The organism is Pseudomonas sp. PAMC 29040, assembly GCF_003994535.1.
Lineage (GTDB): Bacteria > Pseudomonadota > Gammaproteobacteria > Pseudomonadales > Pseudomonadaceae > Aquipseudomonas > Aquipseudomonas paraversuta.
The window spans coordinates 253,045-278,736 of sequence record NZ_RZAA01000006.1 but is presented as its reverse complement, the minus strand read 5'-3'; the positions used below and the strand labels follow the sequence as shown (position 1 = coordinate 278,736).

The 25,692-nt window shown below is 59.9% G+C and carries 25 protein-coding genes; 10 read left to right on the top strand and 15 right to left on the bottom strand.

Annotated features, from left to right (window positions below):
- The first annotated feature begins 122 nt into the window (after positions 1-122).
- Complete coding sequence (gene lpxO / locus WG29040_RS13565) at positions 123-1,022, top strand: lipid A hydroxylase LpxO (RefSeq protein WP_003442116.1); 900 nt, start codon at positions 123-125, stop codon at positions 1,020-1,022.
- A gap of 115 nt (positions 1,023-1,137) precedes the next feature.
- On the opposite strand, the gene copD is transcribed toward lpxO, so the two are convergent.
- Together copD and copC are read right to left on the bottom strand one after the other, a co-directional pair.
- Positions 1,138-1,989, bottom strand: coding sequence for a copper homeostasis membrane protein CopD (gene copD, locus WG29040_RS13560; protein ID WP_127196367.1), 852 nt, complete (start codon positions 1,987-1,989; stop codon positions 1,138-1,140).
- A gap of 4 nt (positions 1,990-1,993) precedes the next feature.
- Positions 1,994-2,368 carry a copper homeostasis periplasmic binding protein CopC gene (copC, locus tag WG29040_RS13555; RefSeq protein WP_003442112.1) on the bottom strand — a complete coding sequence of 125 codons (375 nt, stop codon included), beginning with the start codon at positions 2,366-2,368 and terminating at the stop codon, positions 1,994-1,996.
- Between the two features lie 135 nt (positions 2,369-2,503).
- Between copC and WG29040_RS13550 the strand changes: the two genes are divergently transcribed.
- Entirely contained in the window at positions 2,504-3,049 is a 546-nt protein-coding gene (locus tag WG29040_RS13550) for a histidine phosphatase family protein (RefSeq protein ID WP_127196301.1), read from the top strand.
- Between the two features lies 1 nt (position 3,050).
- Here WG29040_RS13550 and bkdR read toward each other — a convergent pair whose 3' ends face one another.
- Positions 3,051-3,539 (bottom strand): Bkd operon transcriptional regulator BkdR, encoded by a 489-nt coding sequence (bkdR, locus tag WG29040_RS13545; RefSeq protein WP_003442107.1) that lies wholly within the window; start codon positions 3,537-3,539, stop codon positions 3,051-3,053.
- Positions 3,540-3,745: 206 nt separating this feature from the next.
- On the opposite strand from bkdR, the gene WG29040_RS13540 reads away from it, so the two are divergent.
- Genes WG29040_RS13540 through lpdA form a run of 4 tightly spaced genes read left to right on the top strand, consistent with a single transcriptional unit; the run spans position 3,746 to position 8,710 of the window.
- Positions 3,746-4,978 (top strand): 3-methyl-2-oxobutanoate dehydrogenase (2-methylpropanoyl-transferring) subunit alpha, encoded by a 1,233-nt coding sequence (locus WG29040_RS13540; RefSeq protein ID WP_003442106.1) that lies wholly within the window; start codon positions 3,746-3,748, stop codon positions 4,976-4,978.
- A 4-nt stretch (positions 4,979-4,982) separates the two neighbouring features.
- On the top strand, positions 4,983-6,038 hold the full coding sequence (locus tag WG29040_RS13535; protein WP_003442104.1) for an alpha-ketoacid dehydrogenase subunit beta: 1,056 nt from the start codon (positions 4,983-4,985) through the stop codon (positions 6,036-6,038).
- The gene (locus WG29040_RS13530) at positions 6,039-7,319 is read left to right on the top strand and encodes a dihydrolipoamide acetyltransferase family protein (RefSeq protein WP_010656391.1); all 1,281 of its coding nucleotides are present in this window, start codon (positions 6,039-6,041) and stop codon (positions 7,317-7,319) included.
- Between the two features lie 2 nt (positions 7,320-7,321).
- Positions 7,322-8,710, top strand: coding sequence for a dihydrolipoyl dehydrogenase (gene lpdA, locus WG29040_RS13525; protein ID WP_010656392.1), 1,389 nt, complete (start codon positions 7,322-7,324; stop codon positions 8,708-8,710).
- Between the two features lie 250 nt (positions 8,711-8,960).
- Here the strand turns inward: lpdA and WG29040_RS13520 are convergent, their stop codons facing one another.
- Complete coding sequence (locus tag WG29040_RS13520; protein ID WP_127196300.1) at positions 8,961-10,601, bottom strand: AarF/ABC1/UbiB kinase family protein; 1,641 nt, start codon at positions 10,599-10,601, stop codon at positions 8,961-8,963.
- Between the two features lie 173 nt (positions 10,602-10,774).
- On the opposite strand from WG29040_RS13520, the gene WG29040_RS13515 reads away from it, so the two are divergent.
- Positions 10,775-12,151 (top strand): nucleobase:cation symporter-2 family protein, encoded by a 1,377-nt coding sequence (locus tag WG29040_RS13515; RefSeq protein ID WP_003442097.1) that lies wholly within the window; start codon positions 10,775-10,777, stop codon positions 12,149-12,151.
- A gap of 106 nt (positions 12,152-12,257) precedes the next feature.
- Complete coding sequence (locus WG29040_RS13510; RefSeq protein WP_003442095.1) at positions 12,258-12,581, top strand: DUF6388 family protein; 324 nt, start codon at positions 12,258-12,260, stop codon at positions 12,579-12,581.
- Positions 12,582-12,623: 42 nt separating this feature from the next.
- Here WG29040_RS13510 and WG29040_RS13505 read toward each other — a convergent pair whose 3' ends face one another.
- The 5 genes from WG29040_RS13505 to WG29040_RS13485 are packed head-to-tail and all read right to left on the bottom strand — an operon-like array spanning position 12,624 to position 17,373.
- Entirely contained in the window at positions 12,624-13,223 is a 600-nt protein-coding gene (locus tag WG29040_RS13505; RefSeq protein WP_003442093.1) for an ATP-binding cassette domain-containing protein, read from the bottom strand.
- On the bottom strand, positions 13,216-14,022 hold the full coding sequence (locus tag WG29040_RS13500) for an ATP-binding cassette domain-containing protein (protein ID WP_003442091.1): 807 nt from the start codon (positions 14,020-14,022) through the stop codon (positions 13,216-13,218). Before WG29040_RS13500 ends, WG29040_RS13505 begins: the two co-directional genes overlap by 8 nt.
- Positions 14,022-14,828 (bottom strand): ABC transporter permease, encoded by an 807-nt coding sequence (locus WG29040_RS13495; protein WP_003442088.1) that lies wholly within the window; start codon positions 14,826-14,828, stop codon positions 14,022-14,024. Before WG29040_RS13495 ends, WG29040_RS13500 begins: the two co-directional genes overlap by 1 nt.
- Complete coding sequence (locus WG29040_RS13490) at positions 14,825-15,808, bottom strand: ABC transporter permease (RefSeq protein ID WP_003442086.1); 984 nt, start codon at positions 15,806-15,808, stop codon at positions 14,825-14,827. Before WG29040_RS13490 ends, WG29040_RS13495 begins: the two co-directional genes overlap by 4 nt.
- On the bottom strand, positions 15,793-17,373 hold the full coding sequence (locus WG29040_RS13485; RefSeq protein WP_127196299.1) for an ABC transporter substrate-binding protein: 1,581 nt from the start codon (positions 17,371-17,373) through the stop codon (positions 15,793-15,795). The genes WG29040_RS13490 and WG29040_RS13485 overlap by 16 nt, the downstream gene beginning before the upstream one ends.
- 285 nt (positions 17,374-17,658) lie before the next feature.
- On the opposite strand from WG29040_RS13485, the gene WG29040_RS13480 reads away from it, so the two are divergent.
- Complete coding sequence (locus WG29040_RS13480; protein ID WP_127196298.1) at positions 17,659-18,150, top strand: hypothetical protein; 492 nt, start codon at positions 17,659-17,661, stop codon at positions 18,148-18,150.
- Between the two features lie 173 nt (positions 18,151-18,323).
- Here WG29040_RS13480 and WG29040_RS13470 read toward each other — a convergent pair whose 3' ends face one another.
- Entirely contained in the window at positions 18,324-19,655 is a 1,332-nt protein-coding gene (locus WG29040_RS13470) for a PLP-dependent aminotransferase family protein (protein ID WP_127196297.1), read from the bottom strand.
- A gap of 98 nt (positions 19,656-19,753) precedes the next feature.
- Between WG29040_RS13470 and WG29040_RS13465 the strand changes: the two genes are divergently transcribed.
- The gene (locus WG29040_RS13465; RefSeq protein WP_127196296.1) at positions 19,754-20,650 is read left to right on the top strand and encodes a DMT family transporter; all 897 of its coding nucleotides are present in this window, start codon (positions 19,754-19,756) and stop codon (positions 20,648-20,650) included.
- Positions 20,651-20,661: 11 nt separating this feature from the next.
- Here the strand turns inward: WG29040_RS13465 and WG29040_RS13460 are convergent, their stop codons facing one another.
- From WG29040_RS13460 to WG29040_RS13440, 5 genes are all read right to left on the bottom strand, one after another.
- Positions 20,662-21,993, bottom strand: a complete 1,332-nt coding sequence (locus WG29040_RS13460; protein WP_010656401.1) for an LLM class flavin-dependent oxidoreductase — start codon at positions 21,991-21,993, stop codon at positions 20,662-20,664.
- Positions 21,994-22,076: 83 nt separating this feature from the next.
- Positions 22,077-22,841, bottom strand: a complete 765-nt coding sequence (locus WG29040_RS13455) for an ABC transporter ATP-binding protein (protein ID WP_010656402.1) — start codon at positions 22,839-22,841, stop codon at positions 22,077-22,079.
- Positions 22,842-22,866: 25 nt separating this feature from the next.
- On the bottom strand, positions 22,867-23,652 hold the full coding sequence (locus tag WG29040_RS13450) for an ABC transporter permease (RefSeq protein WP_003442072.1): 786 nt from the start codon (positions 23,650-23,652) through the stop codon (positions 22,867-22,869).
- Entirely contained in the window at positions 23,649-24,554 is a 906-nt protein-coding gene (locus WG29040_RS13445) for an ABC transporter permease (RefSeq protein ID WP_127196295.1), read from the bottom strand. The genes WG29040_RS13450 and WG29040_RS13445 overlap by 4 nt, the downstream gene beginning before the upstream one ends.
- A gap of 3 nt (positions 24,555-24,557) precedes the next feature.
- Positions 24,558-25,661 (bottom strand): ABC transporter substrate-binding protein, encoded by a 1,104-nt coding sequence (locus WG29040_RS13440; RefSeq protein ID WP_127196294.1) that lies wholly within the window; start codon positions 25,659-25,661, stop codon positions 24,558-24,560.
- Positions 25,662-25,692: the final 31 nt, after the last annotated feature.

The following is a 25,692-nucleotide window of genomic DNA, read 5'->3' as shown; positions in this document are numbered from 1 at the left end:
GTGCTGTTTTAACCTTACACTTTGGCTCCCCTCCCGAGACACCAGCGCCCGATACCTCCTGCAAGAGGTCGGGCTACTTGCGTGCATGCAGGGGAGCGCTCTCCTGACTTGTGACGATACTTTTGAAACTCATCATTATTGCTGTTTACGTTTTGTCCATTGCGCATGTGCACCTGCGGGGCAAAGTTCGCCATAAACTGGGGCGCCAGCTGAGCGATCACTCGACCTTCCTGGCGCCCATCAACTGCTTCCTGTATTTGTTCTCCAAAGTTCCCAGCCAGCCTTATTTGAAACCGGCAGATTTCCCGCAGTTACAACCCTTGCAGGATCACTGGATGGAGATCCGCGACGAAGCGCGCAACTTGATGCAGGCAGGCGAAATCAAACGATCTGAGCAACCGAATGATGTCGGTTTCAACTCGTTCTTCAAGAGTGGCTGGAAGCGCTTTTATCTCAAGTGGTATGGCGACAATCATCCGTCGGCAGTTGAAATGTGCCCACGCACCATTGAGCTGCTCAACGGTATCGGCATCATCAAGGCGGCCATGTTTGCCGAGTTGCCACCCGGTTCAAAGCTGGTACGTCATCGCGACCCTTATGCGGGCTCGTTGCGCTTTCACCTGGGCCTGGACACCCCGAATGATCCGGGCTGCTATATCAACGTCGACGGGCAGAACTACTCCTGGCGTGACGGCGAAGCCGTGATGTTTGACGAAACCTTCATCCATTACGCCGAAAACACCACCGCTGAAAATCGCATCATCCTGTTCTGCGATGTGGAGCGCCCCATGCAATATCGCTGGGCAGCAGCCTTCAATCAGTGGTTCAGCCGCACGGTCATGGCGTCGGCCAGCGCCCCCAATGATACCGGCGATAAAACCGGAGCCCTGAACCGCGCGTTTACCAGGCTGTACAAAATCCGCCTGCGCGGCAAGGAACTGAAAAAACGCAATCGCACGCGCTACTACCTGGAAAAATGGGCGATTTTCGGCGGCTTGATGGCGTTGTTTCTGGTCATCTAGCCCCTCTGCCTCGCGATGCGCTTGAGGCTATCGCGAGGCAGGCTCGCTCCTACCGAGCAGATGCCACCGCCACAAGGTGCCCAGCAACCCCGCCACTCACACTATGAGCAGGTACTCACCTGACAATCAGCGGTGGCAAGGTCCCCAGTAGTGAAACAGCAGCCACGGCCATCAAGCCAAATAACCACTCAAGCGCCACACTGTTGCGCAAGACAGCAAAGTGGCCAGCGCGGCTCATCAGCAGATTGAACAACGCCAGCAACAGCATCACGCCAACCAGGGCCACTTTAATCAGCAGGATCAGTGCGAAACCTTCGAACAGCGGCGTAGGCCAAAGTGCACCTGTCAGAACCCGGGTATTGATAAGACCGGTCACAATGATCCCGGCCACCAGCACAAACCCCAGATTGCTGAAGCGCCGCAGCACCCGATCCACACTTTGCCCGGCAGGACGAGTGAGCAGCAGCAACAACCCCGACAAGCCGCCAACCCAGGCCCCGACACACATCAGGTGAATGAACTGGTTGAGCATCAGCAGTTGACCGCGCCAGCCATCCAGCATCGCGCCATGCCCCACTGGCGCCAGGGTGGCCAGCAACAGCACGCTGAAGATCCACGCGGCCTTAAAACGGGAATTTGCATAAAGCGCAACGAGCAACAACACATTGAACAGCAGGTGCCCGGCCCAGACCTGACCAAAAAAAGTGCTGCCCAACACCAGCCAGAGAGTGTCGGGGTCCAGGGTCTCAGGCCAGCTGCCGGCCATCGAATGGGTGGTCAGCAGTAACCAGGCCAGGCCGCTGACCAACGCCAGCCAGGCCAGAGCGCAGCAAAATCTGTGCAACAGACCATCAATCGCAGGTGACGGCTTGATCGCCAGCAGCAAGGGCCTGAATGCGCTGACGCCAAAAATCAGCAGCACAGCGCAGAAATGCACAAATCGGCATACAACCATGTCGCTGACCATCAACTCAGTTGCCCACCGTGAAGCCGTACTGACCAGCGCTGTTATGGGTGTCAACCGACACGGCCTTCCAGTCCACACTGTACTTGCCTGCTGGCAACGCTTGAGCCGGGGTCACAATCAGCACCTTCTTGTTACCGGGTTCTGTCTTGATGCTGCTTACAGCAACCGGCGCGCCGTCGTGGCTGAGGGTCACCTTGGTGAACTTTTCTTCAACCCCTTCGCTGAAGGTCAGGCGCACTTCATTGGCAGTGGCGACGGTGCTGTCGGCCGCAGGTGTCGACTGTTGCAGATGGGCATGGGCAGAGGCCGAGCCGGCACCGGCCAGCAGTGTCAGCAACGCAGCGGTATTAAGGATTTTTTTCAAGAGGACAGCAGACATGGCGAAGTACCTTGAGATAGAAATGCGCAGTGATAATACTCGCCTAATCTCAATTGAGGGGCACCCGCCCCCTGCAAATGCGAGCAACACAGGTGCCGCCTGTTACTGCAACGCATTACCCGCAAGGACTTCATCATGCCCATCCGCCTGAGTTTTATCTGTCATGCCCGCACTGAAGCCCAGCGTCTGGGCCGCTTTGCTCTGGATGAACCGGCTGACCCCAAGGGATTGCTACAAGCGCAGGAAATGGCTGCGGCCTTGAAGAAGCCTGTGCGAATTCTTTGCGCCCCCGAAACCCGAACCTTGCAAACTGCCCAGGCGCTGGGTGACGACATCGAGATCGTGCCGGCGCTGGAGGATTACGACTTCGGCGAGTGGCGAGGCTTGCGCCTGGTCGACCTGCAGCAAAGTATTCCCCAGGTACTCGCCGACTGGACCAACAACCCCGGGTCGGCGCCCCATGCTGGCGAGTCGGTAGAAGCCCTGTGCCTGCGGGTCGGCGCCTGGCTCGATGAGTTTCGCGAGGAAGGCCATTTTGCGGTCGTGACCCACCCCTTCATCATCCGCGCCGCCATCCTGCATGCGCTGGCCGCAAGCAGCGCATCCTTCAACCTGATTGATGTAGAACCACTGTCCAGGGTCGAGTTGCGTTTTAACGAACGCTGGCGGCTGCGGGTCTGAATCACTCCTCCAGCGTCAGCCCACCCGGCGGCAACGGCAGCGCCGTTTTGTAGCGCACCTGTTTCAGGGCGAAGCTGGACCGGATGTTCGCAACCCCGGGCACTTTGGTCAAAAAGTCCATCATGAAGCGTTCCAGCGCCTGAATGCTCGGCACCAGCACCCGGATCAGATAATCCGGGTCGCCGGCCATCAAATAGCACTCCATGACTTCGTGACGATCCGAGATCGCGGCCTCAAATTTTTGCAAGGCTTCTTCAACCTGTTTCTCCAGGCTGACATGGATGAACACATTCACGTGCAGGCCCAGCATGTCGGCGTCCAGCAAGGTGACTTGCTCACGAATCAGCCCGCGTTCTTCCATGGCCTTTACCCGATTGAAACAGGGTGTGGGGGACAAGTTGACCGAACGTGCAAGGTCCGCATTGGTGATGCGCGCATTCTGCTGAAGGCTGTTGAGAATCCCGATATCCGTTCGATCTAGCTTGCGCATGAGACAAAAGCACCTGTTTTTTGTGTTTATAAAGAATTCTTATCCTTAATCGCTGCAAAGCACAACGAACTACAGAGAAATATTCTTCACTGTCAGGAATATGATTGTTGTAGGACAAAATCTGGCTTGATCACCCGCCGGATTTTCGACGCAAAAACTAGCTCCCGCGCCTAATAAACACGACAAGATCGAGCGTAGAGAAAGCCATGACTGAATATGCACCGCTGCGCCTGCACGTTCCCGAACCCTCCGGCCGTCCAGGCTGCAAGACCGATTTCAGCTACCTTCGCCTGACCGATGCCGGTCTGGTGCGCAAACCCCCTGTCGATGTAGAGCCTGCCGATACCGCCGATCTGGCCAAAGGCCTGATTCGCGTGCTCGACGATCAGGGTCAGGCACTCGGCCCCTGGGCAGAAGGCGTCTCGACCGAGATCCTGCGGGCGGGCATGCGCGCCATGCTCAAAACGCGGATTTTCGACACCCGGATGGTGGTTGCCCAGCGTCAGAAAAAAATGTCGTTCTATATGCAAAGCCTTGGCGAAGAAGCCATTGGCAGCGCCCAGGCCCTGGCCTTGAACATCGACGACATGTGCTTCCCGACCTACCGCCAGCAGAGCATTTTGATGGCCCGCGACGTGCCTCTGGTGGATCTGATCTGCCAGTTGCTGTCCAACGAACGCGATCCACTTAAAGGCCGTCAGTTGCCGATTATGTATTCGGTCCGGGACTACGGCTTTTTCAGTATTTCCGGCAACCTCGCGACCCAATTCATGCAAGCGGTCGGCTGGGGCATGGCATCGGCGATCAAGGGCGACACCAAAATCGCCTCCGCCTGGATCGGTGATGGCGCCACCGCCGAATCGGACTTTCACACCGCCCTGACCTTTGCCCACGTCTACCGCGCGCCGGTGATCCTTAACGTGGTGAATAACCAGTGGGCCATTTCGACCTTCCAGGCGATTGCCGGTGGCGAAGCCACCACCTTCGCCGGACGTGGTGTGGGCTGCGGCATTGCCTCGCTGCGCGTCGACGGTAACGACTTCATCGCGGTGTACGCCGCCTCGGTCTGGGCCGCGGAGCGCGCACGACGCAATCTGGGGCCGACACTGATTGAGTGGGTCACTTATCGCGCCGGCCCGCACTCCACTTCTGACGACCCTTCCAAGTACCGTCCTGCCGATGACTGGAGCCACTTCCCGCTGGGCGATCCGATCATTCGCCTCAAACAGCACCTGATTGCCACTGGCAACTGGTCCGAGGAAGAACACGCAGCCGTCAGCGCCGAACTCGAAGCCGAAATCATTGGTGCGCAGAAAGAAGCCGAGCGATTTGGCACCCTGGCCGGCGGCCAGATGCCAAGCGCGGCGACGATCTTTGAGGACGTGTACAAGGACATGCCCGAGCACTTGCGTCGGCAACGTCAGGAATTGGGGTTATAACCAGATGAACGACAACAATAAAATTCTGATGGAGAACGCCGTGAGCACCAGCACCATGACGATGATCCAGGCCCTGCGCTCGGCCATGGATGTGATGCTTGAGCGCGACGACAACGTGGTGATATTTGGCCAGGACGTGGGCTACTTCGGCGGCGTATTTCGTTGCACCGAAGGCCTGCAGGCCAAATACGGCAGCTCGCGGGTGTTCGACGCCCCGATCTCGGAAAGCGGCATCGTCGGCGCCGCCGTCGGTATGGGCGCCTATGGTCTGCGCCCGGTTGCCGAAATCCAGTTTGCCGACTACTTCTACCCGGCATCCGACCAGATCGTTTCCGAAGCGGCCCGCTTGCGCTACCGCTCGGCCGGTGAGTTTATCGCCCCCATGACCCTGCGCATGCCCTGCGGCGGCGGCATCTATGGCGGCCAGACCCACAGCCAGAGCCCGGAAGCCATGTTCACCCAGGTATGCGGCCTGCGCACCGTCATGCCGTCCAACCCCTACGACGCCAAAGGCCTGCTGATTGCCGCCATCGAAAACGATGACCCGGTGATCTTCCTGGAACCAAAACGCCTGTACAACGGCCCCTTTGACGGCCACCACGAACGCCCGGTTACCCCGTGGTCCAAGCACCCGGCCAGTGCCGTACCCGATGGCTATTACACTGTGCCGCTGGATTGCGCCGCGATCGTGCGCCCCGGCACTGAAGTCACCATCCTGACCTACGGCACCACCGTCTATGTGGCCCAGGTCGCTGCCGAAGAAACCGGCATCGACGCTGAAGTCATCGATCTGCGCAGCCTGTGGCCGCTGGACCTGGACGCCATTGTCACCTCCGTGAAAAAAACCCGCCGTTGCGTCGTCGTGCACGAAGCCACCCGCACCTGTGGTTTTGGTGCCGAGCTGATTGCGCTGGTTCAAGAGCACTGCTTCCACTATCTGGAAGCACCTATTGAACGCGTCACAGGCTGGGATACGCCTTATCCGCATGCTCAGGAATGGGCTTACTTCCCGGGCCCTGCACGGGTCGGTGCGGCTTTGCAACGGGTTATGGAGGTCTGAATGGGTACGCACGTTATCAAGATGCCGGACATTGGCGAAGGCATTGCGCAAGTAGAACTGGTGGAATGGTTTGTCAAAGTCGGTGACATGGTCAGCGAAGACCAGGTGGTCGCCGATGTGATGACCGACAAGGCCACCGTGGACATTCCCTCCCCGGTAGCAGGCAGAGTCCTGGCCCTGGGCGGCCAGCCCGGCGAGGTAATGGCCGTAGGCAGCGAGCTGATTCGTATCGAAGTCGAAGGCGCGGGTAACCTGCGCGAAAGTGCTCAGCCGGCCGCTGCTGCAGAGCCGCTGGCCGCCGCCCCGAAAGCTGCGCCACAGGCCCGGGTCGAAGTGGCGCTGGTCACGGCCCCGGCAATCAAGCCTGCTGCGGCCCAACGGCCTGCACCTGTAGCCCGCGAAGCCAATGAACGTCCGCTGGCCTCCCCCGCCGTGCGAAAACGCGCCTGGGATGCCGGCATCGAATTGCGCTTTGTCATCGGCAGCGGCCCGGCAGGACGTGTGCTGCACGACGACCTTGAGGCTTATCTGGCGCAAGACAACACCTGCGTCGCGGCACCGGCCAGCGGTTATGCCAAACGCAACGATGAACAACAGATCCCGGTGATCGGCCTGCGCCGCAAAATCGCCCAGCGCATGCAGGAGGCCAAGCGCCGTGCCGCACACTTCAGTTATGTCGAAGAAGTCGACGTCACTGCCCTTGAAGAACTGCGCGCGCAGCTCAATCAAAAATGGGGCGAAAGCCGGGGCAAGCTGACCCTGTTGCCGTTTCTGGTACGGGCGATGGTGGTGGCCTTGCGCGACTTTCCGCAAATCAACGTTCGGTATGACGATGAAGCGCAAATCATCACCCGCTTTGGCGCCGCCCACATCGGAGTTGCCGCGCAAAGCGAAGGCGGCTTGATGGTGCCGGTGGTCCGACACGCCGAAACCCTGACCCTGTGGGGCGCGGCCGATGAAATCACGCGCCTGGCCAACGCCGTGCGCGCCGGCAAGGCGACCCGTGAAGAACTCAGCGGCTCAACCATTACCCTGACCAGCCTTGGCGCACTGGGCGGAATCGTCAGTACCCCGGTGGTCAACCTGCCCGAAGTCGCGATTGTCGGGGTCAATCGCATCGTCGAACGGCCAGTGGTAGTCAAAGGCCAGATCGTGATCCGCAAAATGATGAACCTCTCCAGCTCCTTCGACCATCGGGTAGTGGACGGCATGGACGCAGCGCAATTTATCCAGGCCATGCGTGGCTTGCTCGAACAACCAGCCACCCTGTTTCTGGAGTGAACATGCAGCCAACCCAACACACCACGCTGCTGATTATCGGTGGCGGCCCTGGCGGCTACGTGGCTGCCATCCGTGCCGGCCAGCTGGGAATTGCAACAGTCCTGATCGAAGGTCAGGCGCTGGGCGGTACCTGCCTGAACGTCGGTTGCATCCCGTCCAAGGCGCTGATCCATGTGGCCGAGCAATTTCACACCACCCAAGGCTACAGCAATAACAGTTCGCCACTGGGGATCAAGACCCAGGCCCCGACCCTCGACATTGGCCAGAGCGTTCAGTGGAAAAACGGCATCGTTGATCGCCTGACCAGCGGCGTCGGTGCGTTGCTGAAAAAGAACGGCGTCAAGGTCATCCACGGCTGGGCCAAAATCCTCGATGGCAAGGCGGTTGAAGTCGACGGCCAGCGGATCGAGTGCGAACACCTGTTGCTGGCCACCGGCTCGAAAAGTGTCGACCTGCCGATTCTGCCCATTGGTGGCGCGATAATTTCCTCCACCGAAGCCCTGAGCCCCACCAGCATACCAAGGCGTCTGACAGTGGTCGGCGCGGGTTATATCGGACTGGAACTGGGCATCGCCTATCGCAAGCTGGGCGCGGAAGTCACGGTGGTCGAGGCCCGCGACCGGATCCTGCCGACCTACGATAAAGATCTGACGCTGCCCGTTGCCGAGTCCCTCAAGGCATTGGGCATCACTCTGTATCTGGAACATAGCGTCGAAGGCTTCCAGGCCAGCAGCAAAACCCTGTCGATGCGCAATGCCCTGGGCGAAAGCCAGACTCTGGAAACCGACCAGGTCCTGGTCGCAGTGGGACGTCGCCCGCACACCCGGGGCTTCAACCTTGAGACCCTGGCGTTGGCCATGAACGGCCCGGCGATACGGGTCGACAATCGCTGTCAGACCAGCATGCGCAATGTATGGGCGATTGGCGACCTGACCGGTGAGCCGATGCTGGCTCACCGGGCCATGGCCCAGGGCGAGATGGTCGCCGAGATCATTGCCGGCAAACAGCGCGAGTTCTGCCCGACAGCCATTGCCGCGGTGTGCTTTACCGATCCGGAAATTGTCGTGGTCGGTAAATCCCCCGCCGAAGCCGAAGCGGCGGGCCTGGACTACATAAGCGCCAGCTTCCCGTTCAGCGCCAATGGTCGCGCCATGACCCTGGAATCAAAAAGCGGATTCGTGCGGGTTGTTGCGCGGCGTGACAACCACCTGATTCTCGGTTGGCAAGCAGTGGGCGCCGGTGTTTCGGAGCTGTCCACGGCCTTCGGCCAGTCGCTGGAAATGGGGGCTTGCCTGGAAGACATCGCCGGCACCATCCACGCTCACCCGACCCTGGGCGAAGCCGTGCAAGAAGCCGCGCTGCGTGCGCTGGGGCATGCACTACATCTCTGACCCGTAGGAGCGAGCTTGCTCGCGAGCTTTTTCAACGCTGCAACCATGAGCTCGCGAGCAAGCTCGCCCCTACAGACAAGTCGCTCCTACACTGCGGCTCAGCTTCTGAACAAGCTCCACAAGAACGTCAACATCTCAAAAGCGCAGTAAAACCTGTAGGAGCGAGCTTGCTCGCGAGCTTTTTCAACGCCGCAAGCATGAGCTCGCGAGCAAGCTCGCTCCTACAGACAAGTCGTTCCTACACTGCGGGTCAGCTTCTGAACAGGCTCCACAAGAACGCCAGCAAGCCGCCTAAGGTCGCAATCCCCGCCAGCCAGCCAATCGCCGACAAACCCTGCCACACTGGCCCCGCTGCCGCTATTTGCGGACCAAATGCGATCAGCAGCGCGCTGATCAGCAACGCCAGCGACAATCGGGTCGAGGCCAGTCGCAATGAGCGCTCCAACCGTTCCAGCCCCGGCATGTCCACCTTGAGATCCAGCACCCCGTGCTTGAGACGGTGCACCATCAGGCGCGTAAGCTTGGGCAGGTCGCTCAGCACCCCGCGCCCCAGTTCCAGACCGTCGATGCCCAACCCCCTGGCCACTTTCCAGCTGAATTGCTCACGCAGCATTTTCTCGACTGCCGGCTTCGCCGTGGCGATCAAATCCAGATCAGGATCAAGTTGCGTCAATACCCCGTCAGCCGTGATCAGCGCCTTGAACAACACCAGTAAATCCGGCGGCAGCAACAAACGATATTCACGGATCAAACCGAGAAAATCGGTGATCAACGCGCTGATTTTCAATTGCCCCCCTGTGTGGCGCGCCATATATTCGCGGGCGGCCTGTTCGATCTGTGACAGGTCTTGCACGCGCTCCCCGCTCCAGTCAATCAGCACAGCCACAAGGAGCTCGGTACTGCCCTCGGTCAACGCGCGCATAAAATTCATGACCTCAAGGCGCCGTCGCTCATCCAGTCGACCCACCATGCCAAAGTCGATAAAGCCTACGCGGTTATCACTCATTGCCCGCAGATTGCCCGGGTGCGGGTCGCCATGGAACAACCCGTCCTCCAGCAGCATTTTAATAAAGGCTCGTGCCCCGCGGCTGGCCAGCAAGCCGGGATCAAGCCCTTGTTCGATCAGTGCATCCCGCGCCAAGGGGGTAAAGCTGGGCAAGAATTCCTGCACCAATAACCGTTGGCTACTGAAAGCCCAATAGATACGCGGGATGACGATATGCGGCGTCTGCGCAAAGTTCTGCGCGATGCTGTCGCCGTTCTGCCCCTCCTGAGTGAAGTCCAGCTCCTCCAGCATCGCCCGGGCCAGCTGCCTGACCATCTGGCGCGGCTGATACACCGCCAGCGCGGCATTCTGCTCAACCAGCTGGGCCAGGCTTTCGAGCAACTGCAAGTCGGCGGTCATGGTGTGCCGCAAGCCGGGCCGTTGCACCTTGACCACCACCGCCTCGCCACTCAGTAAACGTGCAAGGTACACCTGGGCCATGGAGGCCGCGGCAAGGGGCTGAGTGTCGAACTCGGCAAATACCTGATCGAGACCGCAGCCCAAATCCTCCAGCACCTGTGCCTCCAGCTCGGCCCATGGCAGGGTTGAGGCCTGACTGTGCAAGGCCTGTAGTTCATTGACCCACTCCGGCCCCAGGATGTCGCGGCGGCTGGCCAGGATCTGCCCGCACTTGATAAACGTTGGCCCCAGCGCTTCCAGGGCCATGCGCACCCGCTGCGGCGTACTGGCCGGCAGCGTTTCACCGGGCTCGGCATTGACGTCCACCAGCAAACGGCCCAGGCCCAGACGCAGCAGTACGTCCTGGGCACCGAAGCGCACCAGGGTGGCGACAATCTGATGAAGCCTGCGGTGGTGTTTCAAAGCCGTCCACGAGGAATCAAGCATGGTTACGCGTCCTGTTTAAAGTAGTGCCGGGGCCCGGTCAGACCAAGATTCGGACCTTCAGAGTGGCTGAACATTCGATTAATTAAAGTTCGCCTACGCTTGCAGGCAAGCAAACGCTGTGCGTGATGGCCCAAGACCAGTAGAATCGCGCTCTTTTTTCCAGGGCACTCGCCATGACCTCTCCCAAAACACCGCATGAAGCCGAGTCCCAGACCAGCGATCTGGTCTTTGGTCTCGAAGCCCGTCCCAAGCCATGGATCGCTTTCCTGGCAGCGCTGCAACATCTGCTGGCGATCATTGTTCCTATCGTCACCCCCGGCCTGCTGATTTGCCAGGCGCTGGGCGTCTCGACCCGCGACACCAACATGATTGTGTCCATGTCCCTGGTGATCTCCGGGATTGCCACCTTTGTTCAGTGCAAGCGCTTCGGGCCTTTCGGCGCCGGGCTGTTGATCGTGCAAGGCACCAGCTTCAACTTTGTCGGCCCGCTGATTGCGGGCGGCGCGTTGATGGTGAAACAAGGCACCCCGGTTGAAGGGGTGATGGCTGCCATTTTTGGCGTGGTGATTGCCGGTTCGTTTGTCGAAATGGGCATTTCCCGGGTACTGCCGTTTGTAAAACGCATGATCACCCCGCTGGTGACCGGCATCGTCGTACTGATGATTGGTCTGACCCTGATTAAAGTCGGCCTGATCAGCATGGGTGGCGGCTTCACCGCAATGGGCAACGGCACCTTCGCCAATGGCGAAAACCTGATGCTGTCAGGCGTGGTGCTGGCGATTATCGTGATCCTCAACCGCATCCCGCTGGTATGGATGCGCAGCTGCGCCATCGTCATCGCGCTGGCCGTGGGCTACGCCCTGGCGGGCTACCTCGGACGTCTGGACTTCACCGGCATGCACCAGGCCGAAGTATTCCAGGTACCGGTACCGCTGCACTTTGGCCTGGGCTTCTCGTGGGCCTTGTTCATTCCGATGCTGGTGATTTATCTGGTGACCTCGCTGGAAGCCATTGGTGATGTGACCGCTACCAGCAAGGTCTCGCGAGAACCCGTTGAAGGCCCGGTGTGGATGCAGCGCATCAAGGGCGGCGTGCTGGTCAACGGCGCCAACTCGCTGCTGGCAGGTATTTTCAACACCTTCCCGAGCTCGATCTTTGCCCAGAACAACGGGGTGATTCAGCTGACCGGCATCGCCAGTCGCCATATTGGCGTGTGGATTGCCGGCATGCTTGTGCTGCTGGGGCTGTTCCCCAGCGTTGCCGGTGCCATTCAGGCAGTGCCTGAGCCGGTACTCGGTGGTGCGGCCATGGTGATGTTCGGGGCTGTTGCAGCCTCCGGGATCAATATTCTGGCCAGCACTACACTGGACCGTCGTGCCCTGTTGATCATTGCGGTGTCGCTGGCGCTGGGTCTTGGTGTGTCACAAGTCCCTGAGTTCCTGGCCCACATGCCCGCCGCCCTGCGCAATGTGCTGGAGTCCGGTGTGGCCACAGGGGGTATTTGCGCCTTGTTACTGAACTGGTTCCTGCCGGAAGCAGAAAAGAAATAACCCGCAATACGACCATCAACGGCAGGATTGCCTTGAGCCATCCTGCCTGGCCTTGAACCGGGCCTGTACCCTGTACCGACCGTCCCTTTGCAACCAGGAGTCTGGCGTGACTGAACCCGGAATCAACCATCAGCAAGCCCTTGATCGCTTTCTCGGCGAGCACCCCGAACTGGCAGCCGAGCTTGAGAAGTTAAACCCCTTGGCCGCCCGTGCGGTGGGCCAATCGATGAAGGAATATCGCCAGGAACGTTTAAACGAAGCCTTCGAGGCCGAGGCTGAACGCCTGGGCTTTTTTGCCTGGGAACTGACGCTGCAATTGACCAGTGCCAGCACCGAGGAGTTTGAGGCCCAACGTCTTGAGGTACACCGCGAGGTGGCACAAATGGCAGGTATGGACTGGGACGAGTATTGCGAGCTGCATGGCCTGTAGGAGCGAGCTTGCCTCGCGATGCCAGCACACAGCTTGCGCGGATCAGCCGTCCCGCTGTGGCATCCAGATACTGGAACAGACTTTCTCCAGCAGCGCCTTGTTATGGCTGAACACAATCAGCCCCAGTTCACGGCGCTTGACCTCCTCCAGCAACACTCGCCATACCTGGGCCTGAATGTGAGGGTCAAGTTGCGCCGTCACCTCATCGGCTATCAGATAGCGCGTGCGCGGGTCCAGCGCCCTTAGCAAGGCGATACGCGCCAGTTCGCCGCCCGATAGTTCATCCGGCCGGCGCGTCAGCCAGGCAGGATTCACCGCCATGCGTTCAAGCCATGGGGCATCCGGGGACCAGGCATCACGCAGGCTCTCACCCGTGGTGCGATAGGGATTGAAAGTCAGTTCGGGGTGTTGTGGCACTAGCTGAACCGGGCAGTAGCCCTTCTTCGACAGCGGTTTACCGCCCACTGTGACACTGCCCGAAGTTGCCGTTTGCCACTGCGCCAGCACCCGGCCCAGGGTGGTTTTCCCAAAACCGCTGGGGGCGGAGATGCCTTGACACTCCCCCAGCCCCACCTGAAAAGACACCGAATCCCAGAGTCGATGACCGTCTTGCACAATGCTGAGCTCGCGCACTTCAAGCATAAGAATCAGCCCCGACTTCCGGTACCCGCCGCGCCAGAAACTGTTGCTCGGGCAAGGCCGCCCAAAGCGACTGTAGCCACGGACTGCCTGCGCTTTCACGCAACTCTTTCGCGCTCAGGGTTTCGTGCAGTTCACCTTGATGCAACACCGCGATCTTGTCGGCAAAACGCGCCGCCAACGCCAGGTCATGGGTGACCCACAGAATGCCCCGCCCCTGCTGGCAAAAACCCTTGAGATGGGTCAGCAGCTGACAAGCATGCTCGTCATCCAGCCACGAGGTGATCTCGTCCGCCAGAATGTAGCGCGCGTGGGTCAGTGCCGCGCAGCTGGCCAGAACCCGCTTGGCCATGCCCCCGGACAACTTGCGCGGATATTCGTCCACCAGCCCGGGTTGCAGGTTGTATTGCTGCAGTTGCCGCGCCACAGCACCCGGCTCCAGGGTGACCCCGCTCAACTGCGCCGCCCTGTTCAACTGCGGGCCGACTTTGATCAGCGGGTTCAGGGCACTCACGCCCTGGGGCACATAGCACAGGCTTTTGCCGCGCTGGTCGACCTTGCCCGCAGCGCTCAGCACCTGCCCATCGAGCACGATATCGCCATGACAGCGCATGTTGTCCGGCAGCAAACCCAGGGCGCTCTGTAGCAACAGGCTTTTGCCCTCCCCGCTGGAGCCCACAAGTGCCACCAGCTCACCGGGGTTAATCTCCAGGGAGATATTGCTCAGCAGCGGATGCCAGGTTTTATGGCCCAGCCAGTGATAGTGGGCGATATCAATCGCAAACCGGTCGAATTTCAGCATCAGGTAATCCTTATCCAGAGCTGTTGCAGCGCTCGTGCAAATTGGTCGAATACCAGTACCAGACCCACCAGAATCAAACCCGGGAAGAACGCCATCCACCAGGCACCCGTACTCAAGTACCGTAGCGCATCCGCCAGCAACAAGCCCAGTGACGGATCATGGGGCGCCAGACCAAAGCCCAGAAAGCTCAGCGCCGCCGAATGCAACACTGCATGGGGGAACATCAGCAAGGTGCCGATGATCCACTGCGGCAGCAGCAACGGCAGCAAGTGATGGCGCCAGCGATAGAAGCTGCTGTTGCCCAGGCGATGGGAGAGCATGACAAAATCGGTCTCGCGTATGCGCAGGATTTCGGCTCGCAGGATCAGGGCCAGTCGCGGCCAGTGGGTCAGGGCCACGGCCAGGATCACTCCCTGTTTGCCGCCGCCCAGGGTGAAGCAAATCAACACCAGCAACAGCAGATGCGGCAACGCCAGCATGCTGTCGATCAGCCCGCGAATCAGGTAGTCCAGGGTTTTGTTCAGTGCACACAGGCTGGCGGCAAACATGGCCAGAAAACCGCTGCTAAAGGCTGCGGTCAAACCGATTTGCAGGCTGGTGGTCATCCCCTGGAAGCACCGCAGCCACAGGTCCCGTCCCAGGCTGTCGGTGCCAAACCAGTACTCGGACGAAGGTGGCAGGCGCCGCGCCAGCAAATCCATCGGAACATCAACGCTGACTATCGACAGGCCATACGCGATCAAAAGCAGCAGCATCAGCAGCGAGAGGCAAAGCCTGAACAAGGCACGATTGGGGTCGTAAGTCATGACTGGCGCGCCGCCCCGCGGTTGAGGCGCAGTAACAGCGCGTTGGCAATGCTGTTGCCGGTAAACACCAGCACCGCACAAAACATCACAATCCCCATCAGTAACGGGATATCACCACGCAAGCCGGCATCGATAGTGGCCTGGCCGAGGCCCGGATAAGCGAAGACTTTTTCCGCCAGCAGCGAACCGCCAATCAACTCCCCCACCGAAGCAAATTGCAGGCACAACGCGGGGGTTACCGCGTGACGCAAAATATGAAAGTTGATCAGCGGCCAGCCTTTATCGCCCTGGGCCTGGGCATAGCGAATGAACTCACTGTTCATCACCTCTGCCACCCGTGAGCGGGTGTGCAGCGCAATATTGCCGACCCCCAGAACCCCGAGGGCCAGCATGGGCAAAATCAGGTGCCTGAGCTTGTCGCCCCAGGTGGCTGTTTCGGCGCTGCTGCCGGGGGTCCAGGCACAGCAGATCGGCGCCCAGTTGAGGGTGACGGCAAACAGTGACAGCAACAACAGGCCAATCCAGAAGGTCGGCAGGGACGCCAGTACATAGGACAGGGTCGAGATCAACCGGTCCGGCCAGCGATTCAAGTAACGTCCGGCCGTAAGGCCCATGGCCAGACCGACAATCCCGGAAAACAGCCACGCCGACAATAGCAGCGCGAATGAGGTGGCAAAGCGCTCACCAATCACTTGCGACACCGGCGCGTTGTAGAGCATCGAGTAGCCGAAGTCGCCTTGCAGGATCTGGCTGAACCAGTGCAAAAAGCGCTCCCACAAGGGCAGATCCAGCCCCCAGCGCGCAGCAATCAGCGGGTATTGCTCGGGCGGCACGTGCAACAGGTCGTTGCCGATATAAGCCCGGATCGGGTCAACCGGAGAAAAGCTGAGCAAGGTAAACGTGCCTGCTGCCGTCACCAGCAGCAGGCACATCAAGCGCACAACATAAAGCGAGAATCCACGAATCACTTGCAGGTCCACTTCCAGCCATCAAGGCTATTGAGCAGCGACCAGGAACCGTGGATTTCCGGAGCGCCTTTGCCCAGGTCGATACACTCATCAGCCAAATACGTGTGCTGTACGTTCAGCAACCACGCCCAGGCTGCATCGCCCTTGACCCCGGCGCCGGTCTTGCCGTCCCACTCCACTTGCTGCCAGAACGGCACCGCCTGCTGCCAGGTCGGAGCATCCAGCGCCTGCTGCAAATGCTGATCGACTACAGGATTCTTGTAATAACCGGGGTTGTAGTACTCAACCCCGGCCGCCTTGCTGCTGTAGTGATGATAAAGCTCCATCGGGTCGAGGCTGCCCCAGCCAAACAGGGTCGGGTTGGCGTGCATGTTGCGTTCAACGGTTTCCCAACTGCCTGACTTCAAGTCCACCTCGATCCCGACCGGCTTGAGCATGGAGCGCACGGCCTGGGCCAGGTCACGTCGGGTCGCATCGCCACTGGCGTACCACAGGGTGAGTTTGGCCGGCACACCCTCTTTGGCACGAATGCCACTGGCGGTTTCAACCCAGCCGGCTTCATCCAGGATCTGTTTGGCCCTGGCGATATCGCCATCCTTGAAGGCCGCCTGCGGGTTATCCCAGGGCAAACCCTGGACCCCGGTGTAGGCAGGTATCGCATGCCCTTCGAGAATCTGGTCCGCCAGCAATTGGCGATTGATTGCGTAGTTGATGGCCTTGCGGATCGCCACATCGGCGGTCACATCGTTACCAACGGGGTAGCCATGGGCATCCTTTTCGCCTGCCCTGGTGGTGGGCAGCACAATGCCGCGATTCTCGACACTGGGGCGTACCCACAGCTTCATGCCCGGTGTCGGCGTCACCGCCAGCGACGGAGCGATTCGTACGATACCCAGCTGCTTGCTCTGGGCCGCGGCAAACGAGCTGTCCTCATCGAGGAATACAAACACCAGCTTGTCGAAATCGTTTTTCTGCCCCGCGTAATACGGATTGGCTTCAACAATCAACTGCTGCCCCGGCTGATAGCTGACCAACCGGTAAGGCCCGGCACCAACAGGCTTTTGCGCATAGGTTTTAGCGTCGTACTTGTCGGCCGAGACAATGCCCAGTGATCCCAGCACATTGACGAAGGTACTTTGCGGCGCCTTCAACTCAATGCGCACGGTGAGCGGATCAACCGCTTCGGCCTTGAGGAAGTTGCCCATATCGACCTTGCCGCCACTGGCCGCCGCATTGTTGTAGGTGTAGGCCACATCCTTGGCAGTCAGGGCAGAGCCATCGGAGAATTTCAAGTCGGGCTTGAGCTTCAAAGTCCAGGTTTTGCCATCGTCACTGGTCTGATAATCAGTGAGCAGGAAACTGCTCCAGGACAAGTCCTCGTTTTGCTTGAGCAACGGGCTGTGCAACAGCAGATAACTGCCGTGACTCCAGCCCAGCATGGGGTCAAAGCCTTCAGTGGGTTCATCGCCAATGGCCAGTTGCAGAGTTCGTGCCTGCGCTGAGTAAACCGGCGCAGCGAGCACACTCAACAAGGCAGCGGCCATCAGGGTATTGCGCATCCATGCAGGCTTTGACATCTATCCTCCTGAAATAAATAGCTTCGTCGGCAAATCCCGGAAAAACCATGCGCCAATTCTCGCGCCCAACAGTAATAGCACCCCAGTATCAAATATCCAGCAGTCATATGATTTTTTAGGGAAATCTTCATACCGGCGCATTATCTTGTAACAACATAAGAATCCCCAGCGACCGGGATCTCAACTTCCAGGCAACCTCTGAGACGTTCGAGGACGCGGCTGTGCTATACCAAATGGGTACGATTGTTCAGACATGGCATGCAGATTCCACATACAGAGGTTCACATGTTCAAAGGATTAGCCGGTCACCTCAAAGACAAAAACATCCACTCGATCAACGCCCTGCCATCGAACAATATCGAACTGTTCGACTGCTACACCGGGCTGATCCTGGGCCACCTGTATCGCAATTTCCCGCTGCCCCTCACCCTCACCGCCGAGCGCTTTATCGATTACAAAACCCTGGGCGCCAGCAACCGCGACACGCTGGAAAAAGAAGAGGCCCTGTTCCTGGCCACCGTCAAATGGCTGGCCGACGTCGGCTACATCCACTTTGACGGACTGTCAGGGGTTTCATTTTTCGAAGTAGTGCTGACCAATAGCGGACTGCTGATTTTGCGCGCGTTCCCTGAAGGCAAAGACAACGCCCCTACCATTGGCGAGAAGTTGTCGCACTGCACCAGGGACGAAAATAATGGCGAACTACGAGCCCTGGTGTCAGAAGCACTGGGCCTGGGAAGCCGGATGATCAGCCCGATGACGCGCTCGGGGATTTGAGCCAGTCGCATTGATCCGCATGCCACTGCAACGTTTCAACACTGGCCTTCGCTGAAGCCGATGTTGGCGTAGCCAGTGGCATGCCTGGGTAGTGGTTGCAAGGTAGCCATTGGTGTACCCCCCTCTTGATGCCTGTACCTGCCATGCAGAAAGTGCAAGCCCGTCCCCAGCCACTAAGTACAGGCTTCAACCACCCACTTCACTTTCGCCAGTGCCCCGCGCAACGCCCCCATGTCCACCGATCCCAAGGCCAGTCTGATGGCGTGGGGTACGTGGGTCGAAACCGCAAATGGCTGGGCGGTGGAGACCGATATCTGTTCGCGCAGCAATGCCGTGACGACCTGCTCTGCTCTGGCATCCTCGGCCAGGGGCAGCCATACAAAGTAGGAAAAGGGATGGCGCACACGGTGCAGCCCGGCCAATTGTTCGTCAGCAATGATCTGGCGGGCCTGTGCGTCCTGGCGCTTTTGCACTTCAAGTCGGCTCACCGTGCCGTCGTCGAGCCAGGCACTGGCGATCGAGGTCATTATCCCCGGGGTATTCCAGGCTGTGACCCGGATCATGCGCTCCAGTGCGGCAATGGTTTGAGGCGGCGCCGCGACGAAACCGACGCGTAAACCCGCAGCAACATTTTTCGACAGTCCGGATACATACACCGTCCTTTCCGGTGCCAGTTCAGCCAGGGGTGGCGGCGGATTTTCCACAAGAAAAGCGTAGGCCGCGTCTTCGATGATATGCAGATCATACTTGCGCGCGATTGCCACAAGCTGCTGACGCTGCTCGAGGCTCATCACCCAACCCAGCGGATTGTGCAGGGTCGGCATGCTGTAGATCGCTCGCACCGAGCGACTGCGACAGAGCTGTTCCAGGGCATCAAGGTCCGGGCCACTTTCTGTAACCGGAATCGGCAACACCTCAAGATGCAGCGCCAGGGCCAAAGCCTTGAAGCCCGGATAGGTCAACCCATCGACCGCAATGACATCGCCGGGCTGGAGCAGCGACATCAAGGCCACAGTCAAACCGTGCTGGGCACCATTGACGATCAAGACCTGCTCGGCAGGTACGTTCAGGCCGCGAGTCTGCAAATGCCGGGCAAACGAAGCCCGCTCGTGCAGGCGTCCGCCATGGGGCTGATAGCGCAGCAGCGACTCCAGGTCGCCGGACAACGCGAGCTGGCGCAAGGCGCTGCGCAACAGTTCGGCCTGGCCGGGCACAGAGGGGTAGTTGTAATTGAGGTCCAGCATCCCCGCCGTCACGTTGGGCTGGTCGATACCGTGGCCGGGTGGCAACGACGTCTCTCTGACGAAAGTCCCGCGCCCCGCCTCTCCACTGACCAGGCCCATGGCCTCAAGCTCGGCGTAAACCCGACTGGCCGTGACCAGCGCCAGCCCTTCTGATGCGGCCAATTGCCGGTGGGTGGGCAAGCGGGTACCGGGTGGCAAGCGTGCACTGCGGATATCAGCGGCAAAGGCGTCGACCAGCGACTTGTAGCGAGAGCGCGGCATCGGGACTTGTATCCATGACAATATTTTGATTGTCATCAATATTCGACCCTAGGATGCACTTTATGCAATCCCGCGATCAGCCTTGAGTGTGAAACTCGATGGAACGAACCTCCAACCTGCAAAATCCGGCAACCTCGCAAAACCTGAGCGGCTGGCTCAACGGGTTTATCGGCGTGGTTATTTTCAGCGGCTCGCTACCGGCAACCAAGGTGGCGGTGCTGGAATTTGATCCGGTTTTCCTGACCCTGGCCCGCGCCACCATCGCCGGGGTCATTGCCCTGTGCATGCTGCTGTTGTTGAAGGCAAAGCGCCCTCAGCGAAGCCAGCTTTTGTCCTTGCTGATCGTGGCCATCGGGGTTGTGGTGGGCTTTCCACTGCTGACCGCCCTGGCGCTGCAGCATGTCACTTCTGCTCACTCGATTGTGTTTCTCGGCCTGTTGCCCCTGGCGACTGCAGCCTTCGGCGTGTTGCGCGGCGGCGAACGTCCACGGCCGGCGTTCTGGCTGTTTTCAATCCTGGGCAGCGCGCTGGTGGTGACGTTTGCCCTGTCACAGGGTCTGACCGCCTCGGCCACAGGCGACATTCTGATGTTCCTGGCCGTGATCATTTGCGGCCTGGGCTATGCAGAAGGTGCAAAGCTGTCCAGAACCCTGGGCGGCTGGCAGGTGATTTGCTGGGCCCTGGTGCTGTCGCTGCCGGTGATGGCAAGCCTGGCGGTTTACTGTGCGCCCTCTTCGTTCGCCAACATCAACCCGCCAGCCTGGCTGGGCCTGGCTTACGTCTCGTTATTCAGCATGCTGATCGGCTTCGTATTCTGGTACCGCGGACTGGCCCAGGGAGGCATTGCGGCCGTGGGCCAGCTTCAGCTGTTGCAGCCTTTTTTTGGCTTGGCCCTGGCCGCTACCCTACTGCATGAGACCGTCAGCATCGGCATGTTCGCCGTGACCGGCGCGGTGATCCTGTGTGTGATTGCGGCGAAAAAATTCGCTAGATAAGGCCCCGTTGTTCAGGCAGTTTTCAGCGTAAAGCGCGAAGCCGGGCGGTTCAGACCGTAGTGATCGCGCAAGGTACTGCCAGCATATTCGGAACGGAACAGGCCGCGCTGGCGCAGGATCGGCAGCACTTCATCAAGGAACACCTCAAACCCGTCCGGGAACGCCGGGGGCATCACGTTGAAACCGTCGGCGGCGCCACTGCGAAACCACTGTTCGATCAGGTCAGCAATCTGCACCGGCGTGCCTACCGGTACCCAGTGCCCTCGCGCACCGGCCAGGCGATTGATCAACTGGCGCAGTGTCAGGTGCTCGCGATCAACAATGTCGATGATCAGCTTGAAGCGACTGGACTGACTTTCACGGCTGTCGAAGTTGATCAGGTGCCGCGGAAACGGCGCGTCCAGGTCATGCCCTGACAGGTCGACCCCCAGCATGCGGCGCAACTGACCCAGAGAGATATGCGGCAGGACCAGCTCATTGAGCTCATCGAATTTGCGCTGGGCTTCAGCTTCGCTGCTGGCTATGTACGGGCTGATGCCCGGCAGGATTTTCAGCTGCCGTGGGTCGCGCCCCACCGCCCTGGCCCGGGCACGGATGTCGTTGGCGAACTCGGTCGCACTGTGCAGCGTCTGGTGCGCGGTGAAAATCGCTTCGGCATGGCGAGAAGCAAAGTCGCGGCCGTCCTCGGAAGAGCCCGCCTGCACCTGCACCGGCCGGCCCTGTGGCGAGCGCGGCGAGTTGAAGGGCCCCTTGACCTTGTAATGGGCGCCCACATGGTTGATCGCATGCACCTTGCTGGTATCGGCAAACACCCCGGCCGTCTTGTCCAGCACCAGCGCGTCGTCTTCCCAGCTGTCCCACAAGTCGGCCGTCACCTGCACGAACTCTTCGGCCTGGGCGTAGCGATCATGGGCCGATGGATGCTGGTCAAGGCCGAAATTGGCGGCAGCGTCGGCCATGGAAGTGGTCACGATGTTCCAGCCGGCGCGGCCATTGCTGATGTGGTCCAGGGCGCTGAACGCTCGGGCCAGATTGTAGGGTTCGCTGTAGGTGGTACTGGCCGTGGCAATCAGGCCGATGCGCCGGGTGACTGCGGCAATGGCCGCCAGCCAGGTGATGGGCTCGAACCGGATACGCAGGCCCTCCCGCCCGCTTTCGGAAAGTGAAGGTGAATCGGCAAAGAAAATCGCATCGAGCTTTTCCCGTTCAGCGCGTAACGCCAGCTGCTGGTAATAGCCGATATCCATCGAGTGTTCCGGCACCGATTGCGGGTGGCGCCAGGCGGCTTCGTGATGGCCGTTGGGGTAGATAAACAGATTGAGGCTGAGCTGGCGTTCGGACATTTTCCGCTCCCTGAAGAGAATAAACCTGACAAACATGGGCCTGCGCGCGGCGTCAGGCAGCAACCCGCGGCGCAGTAAAGAGATCAGTGCAGTTCAGCGAAATCACTCAGTACATCGTCGCGCAGGGCAATGAAACGGCTGTCGCTGCGGTTGCGCGGGCGTGGCAGGTCGACATCGAGAATACGGCGGATGCGGCCCGGGTTCGGTTGCATCACCACAACCCGATCCCCCAGGAAAACCGCCTCATCCACATCGTGGGTTACCAGGATCATGGTGATTTTTTCCTTGGCCCAAATGTTTTGCAGCTCGCCCTGCAGACGCGCGCGGGTCAAGGCATCCAGGGCTCCCAGTGGTTCATCAAGCAGCAACACGCTGGGGCGATTGACCAGCCCGCGGGCAATCGCCACCCGTTGCGCCATACCTCCGGAGATCTGATGCGGGTAAGCGTCGATAAAATCCTGCAGGCCCACCAGTTCGATGTGCTCACGCACGGTGTCGCGTTTTTCAGCACTGCTCAGCGCCGAGTTCTTCAGACCTACCGCGACGTTCTGCTCCACGTTGAGCCACGGGAACAGGCGGTGATCCTGAAACACGATGCCGCGCTCAAGCCCCGTGCCGGCGATGGGCTTGCCATTGATCAGGATCCGCCCGTCATATTCCTCATCGAGCCCCAGAATCAGGCGCAACAACGTGGACTTGCCACAGCCGCTGGCGCCGACAATGCTGATGAATTCGCCGGGGGCGATGTCGAGCTGAATGTTGTCCAGTACTTGCAGCTGGGTCGTGCTGCCCGGGCGGGAGGCAAAACGCTTGCTGATGTTTTCCAGGGTCAGGCCGTTGTTGAGCATGCTGCAGTCCTTCTGAAAGTGTTAATCAACGGGGGGCGATGCCATACAGACGCTGCATGCGCCGCTCACATACCCGTGCCAGTGCATTGAGGCTCCAGCCCACCAGGCCAATCACCACCATGGCGAACAACACCAGGTCCATCATGAAATGCTCGCTGCCATCAATCAGCGTATTGCCGATCCCCTCCCCCGAAACCAGCAGGTATTCGGCACCGATGGTGGCCAGCCAGGAGTACACCAGCGCCAGGTACAGCCCGGTAAAGATCGACGGCAATGCGGCCGGCAACATGACCCCGATGATGGTTTGCCAGCGGCTAAAGCCGTATACCCGCGCCACCTCCAGCAAATTAGGCGGCACGCTGCGCAAACCATCGCAGGTATTGACCACCACCGGCACCAGCGCTGCCAGTGACAGAAAGGCCACTTTCGCCACATCACCCAGGCCGAACCACACCGAGATCAGCGGGATCCAGGCGAACAGCGAAATCTGTTTGAAGGTGTTGAAACTGGGCCCGACCAAACGCTCGAAATGCCGTGACAGCCCCAGCAGGCATCCCAGCACCAGACCCAGGCTGGTGCCGATAAAAAAGCCACTGAGATTACGCGTCAGGCTGGCGCATATGGCGCGCCAGAATTTGTCCGAGGTAATTTGCTCCCAGGCCGTGACTGCGACTTTCTCCGGTGACACCAACAGCCCCGACTGGCTCCAGCCCTGATGGGATGCCAGCCACCAGATTGCGATGGCGGCAATCGGTAACACCCAGCCACGATAGCGACGACTGCCCGGACTCACTGCAATCACGGCGCTCATGACAGTGCCCCCGCTGTCCCGGGGCGACCGCGATTGAGGCGGCGCTCCACATAATCAAACCCGCGATCGATCAACAGGCCGACTGCCCCCACGACCACCACGGCCGCCATTACCAGATCCAGATGAAACAACTGACGGCCATACACGATCAGGTAACCCAAGCCCTCACTGGAGGCAACCAGCTCCACTACCACCAGCGACAACCAGGCCTTGGTGAAGCCCAGACGCAACCCGGTGAACAGCGTCGGGACCGCCGCCGGCAAGACAATCCCGACCACGCTTTGCCAGCGACTGAAACCATAGGCCCGGCCAACTTCCAGCAGCCCCTTGGGCGCCTGATGAAACGCTTGCAAGGTGCACAGGGTGATCGGCACTGTCGCCGCCTTGGCAATCAGCACGTACTTAAGGGGTTCGCCGATACCGAACACCAACAAGGCAAACGGCAGCCAGGCCAACACCGGGATCTGAACCAGCGCATTGAAGGTAGGCAGCAGGTAATCCTCGACGGTGCGCGAGAGACCCATGGCCGCCCCCAATACCACACCGATCGAGGCACCCAATGCGAACCCCAGGACTACTCGTTGCATGCTGGCCAGGGCATTGATCCACAGATCACCGGAAGTGATCAGGTCCGACAGGGTTTGATACACGTAGGCCGGGGGCGGCAGCACCTGCTCCGATAGCCAGCCGCGCTCGACGCCCAAATACCACAGGCCCAGCAAGACCAGCGGCAACAGCCAGGGCTCGGTGTAACGACGCAGCCTGGCGAACCCCTGAGAAGTACGCGGTATCTCGACCTTGCGCACGGGCCGAATCGGCGCCGGCGGCAAGCGCTTGACGTTGTCCCTGGGTAACGCTGGAGCCGAGTACGGCTCCGGTCTGGCGGTCTGTGCCCTGGCCATGTGCTAGCTCCCTTGCTTGCTGGTCGCGACCGCTACCGCATCAGCGGCGGGCTGCTTGCCATCCGGGCCGTAGGGGGTCCAGTAGTGTTCAAGGCCCCTGCTTTTGAGAGCCGCCTGCAAATAACCGGGGGCGAACCAGCCCTCGACAGTCACCGGACGACGGATCAATTTTTCTGCCTTGGCTTGATCAGCCACGGCCTGATAGCGGCCTATCAGGAAGTTGTCCACCAGAGGCGAGACTTTGTCCCGCAGGCTGCTTCCGGCAAAGTCGGCGCGCAATGACTCCACCGGGTCATTGCTCTTGGCCCACTCGGCGAAGACCTGCTCGGCATGCCCCTCGTCCGAACTCCATTTCGCCGCGTCCACCAGGGTGTCGACGACTTTCTGCACGTTCTGCGGGTGTTCCTTTTCATAATCGCTACGCACCACCAGCGCCGTCTGGCGGGTGTTGCGCACATCCTGCGAAGGGTTGTCATAGATGATGTCGATCAGGCCTTTATCCCGCAGCTTGAACAACTCGCGCCCACCAAAGGCTGCGTCCACGCCATTGGAAACCAGGGCCGCCTGGGTGCTGCCAGTGTCGAGGTTGATCACCTTGATGTCGCGCTCGGTCAGGCCACGCTCGGCCAGCAGGTTGATCGACACCAGGTGCCCGTTGGTACCGCGAAACACCGCTACTTTTTTGCCTTTGAGGTCATCGATGCTTTTGATGTCAGAGCCCTTGGGCACCGCCAGGTAAATGTTCGAGCGCACCCCCAGTGCCGCCAGCAATCTGGTGTCCAGCCCGTTGGAGCGGCCTACGACTGCAGGCAGGTCGCCCTGGTAGGCGAAATCCAGCTGCTGGTTGGACAAGGCTTCATTGACTGCCGGCCCTGCCCCTTTAAAGAAGAACCACTGCACCTCGGTGCCGCTGCCGGCGAAGGCTTTTTCCAGAAGTTGCTGATTGCGCACAATGCCCAGGGACGAACCACTGAACGTAACCGGGTCACCACCACCGGCGGCGGCGACGCCAATGCGCAACACATCGGCCTCGGCCAATGGCGCAACCAGCAGCACCGCCAGCGCGGCCGCAATACGCCCTTTGCGAAACACTTTAAATGTAGCCATGTGGAGGTCTTCCTTGGATCGATGAGGATTG

Coding starts and splice junctions, on each gene's coding strand:
- lpdA (WP_010656392.1), top strand. CDS start 7,322: ATGCAGCCAACCCAACACACCACGCTGCTGATTATCGGTGGCGGCCCT.
- WG29040_RS13540 (WP_003442106.1), top strand. CDS start 3,746: ATGACTGAATATGCACCGCTGCGCCTGCACGTTCCCGAACCCTCCGGC.
- WG29040_RS13480 (WP_127196298.1), top strand. CDS start 17,659: ATGTTCAAAGGATTAGCCGGTCACCTCAAAGACAAAAACATCCACTCG.
- bkdR (WP_003442107.1), bottom strand. CDS start 3,539: ATGCGCAAGCTAGATCGAACGGATATCGGGATTCTCAACAGCCTTCAG.
- WG29040_RS13470 (WP_127196297.1), bottom strand. CDS start 19,655: ATGCCGCGCTCTCGCTACAAGTCGCTGGTCGACGCCTTTGCCGCTGAT.
- copD (WP_127196367.1), bottom strand. CDS start 1,989: ATGGTCAGCGACATGGTTGTATGCCGATTTGTGCATTTCTGCGCTGTG.
- WG29040_RS13505 (WP_003442093.1), bottom strand. CDS start 13,223: ATGCTTGAAGTGCGCGAGCTCAGCATTGTGCAAGACGGTCATCGACTC.
- WG29040_RS13530 (WP_010656391.1), top strand. CDS start 6,039: ATGGGTACGCACGTTATCAAGATGCCGGACATTGGCGAAGGCATTGCG.
- WG29040_RS13450 (WP_003442072.1), bottom strand. CDS start 23,652: ATGAGCGCCGTGATTGCAGTGAGTCCGGGCAGTCGTCGCTATCGTGGC.
- WG29040_RS13550 (WP_127196301.1), top strand. CDS start 2,504: ATGCCCATCCGCCTGAGTTTTATCTGTCATGCCCGCACTGAAGCCCAG.
- WG29040_RS13520 (WP_127196300.1), bottom strand. CDS start 10,601: ATGCTTGATTCCTCGTGGACGGCTTTGAAACACCACCGCAGGCTTCAT.
- WG29040_RS13445 (WP_127196295.1), bottom strand. CDS start 24,554: ATGGCCAGGGCACAGACCGCCAGACCGGAGCCGTACTCGGCTCCAGCG.
- WG29040_RS13495 (WP_003442088.1), bottom strand. CDS start 14,828: ATGACTTACGACCCCAATCGTGCCTTGTTCAGGCTTTGCCTCTCGCTG.
- WG29040_RS13485 (WP_127196299.1), bottom strand. CDS start 17,373: ATGTCAAAGCCTGCATGGATGCGCAATACCCTGATGGCCGCTGCCTTG.
- WG29040_RS13500 (WP_003442091.1), bottom strand. CDS start 14,022: ATGCTGAAATTCGACCGGTTTGCGATTGATATCGCCCACTATCACTGG.
- WG29040_RS13535 (WP_003442104.1), top strand. CDS start 4,983: ATGAACGACAACAATAAAATTCTGATGGAGAACGCCGTGAGCACCAGC.
- WG29040_RS13465 (WP_127196296.1), top strand. CDS start 19,754: ATGGAACGAACCTCCAACCTGCAAAATCCGGCAACCTCGCAAAACCTG.
- WG29040_RS13455 (WP_010656402.1), bottom strand. CDS start 22,841: ATGCTCAACAACGGCCTGACCCTGGAAAACATCAGCAAGCGTTTTGCC.
- WG29040_RS13460 (WP_010656401.1), bottom strand. CDS start 21,993: ATGTCCGAACGCCAGCTCAGCCTCAATCTGTTTATCTACCCCAACGGC.
- WG29040_RS13515 (WP_003442097.1), top strand. CDS start 10,775: ATGACCTCTCCCAAAACACCGCATGAAGCCGAGTCCCAGACCAGCGAT.
- WG29040_RS13440 (WP_127196294.1), bottom strand. CDS start 25,661: ATGGCTACATTTAAAGTGTTTCGCAAAGGGCGTATTGCGGCCGCGCTG.
- copC (WP_003442112.1), bottom strand. CDS start 2,368: ATGTCTGCTGTCCTCTTGAAAAAAATCCTTAATACCGCTGCGTTGCTG.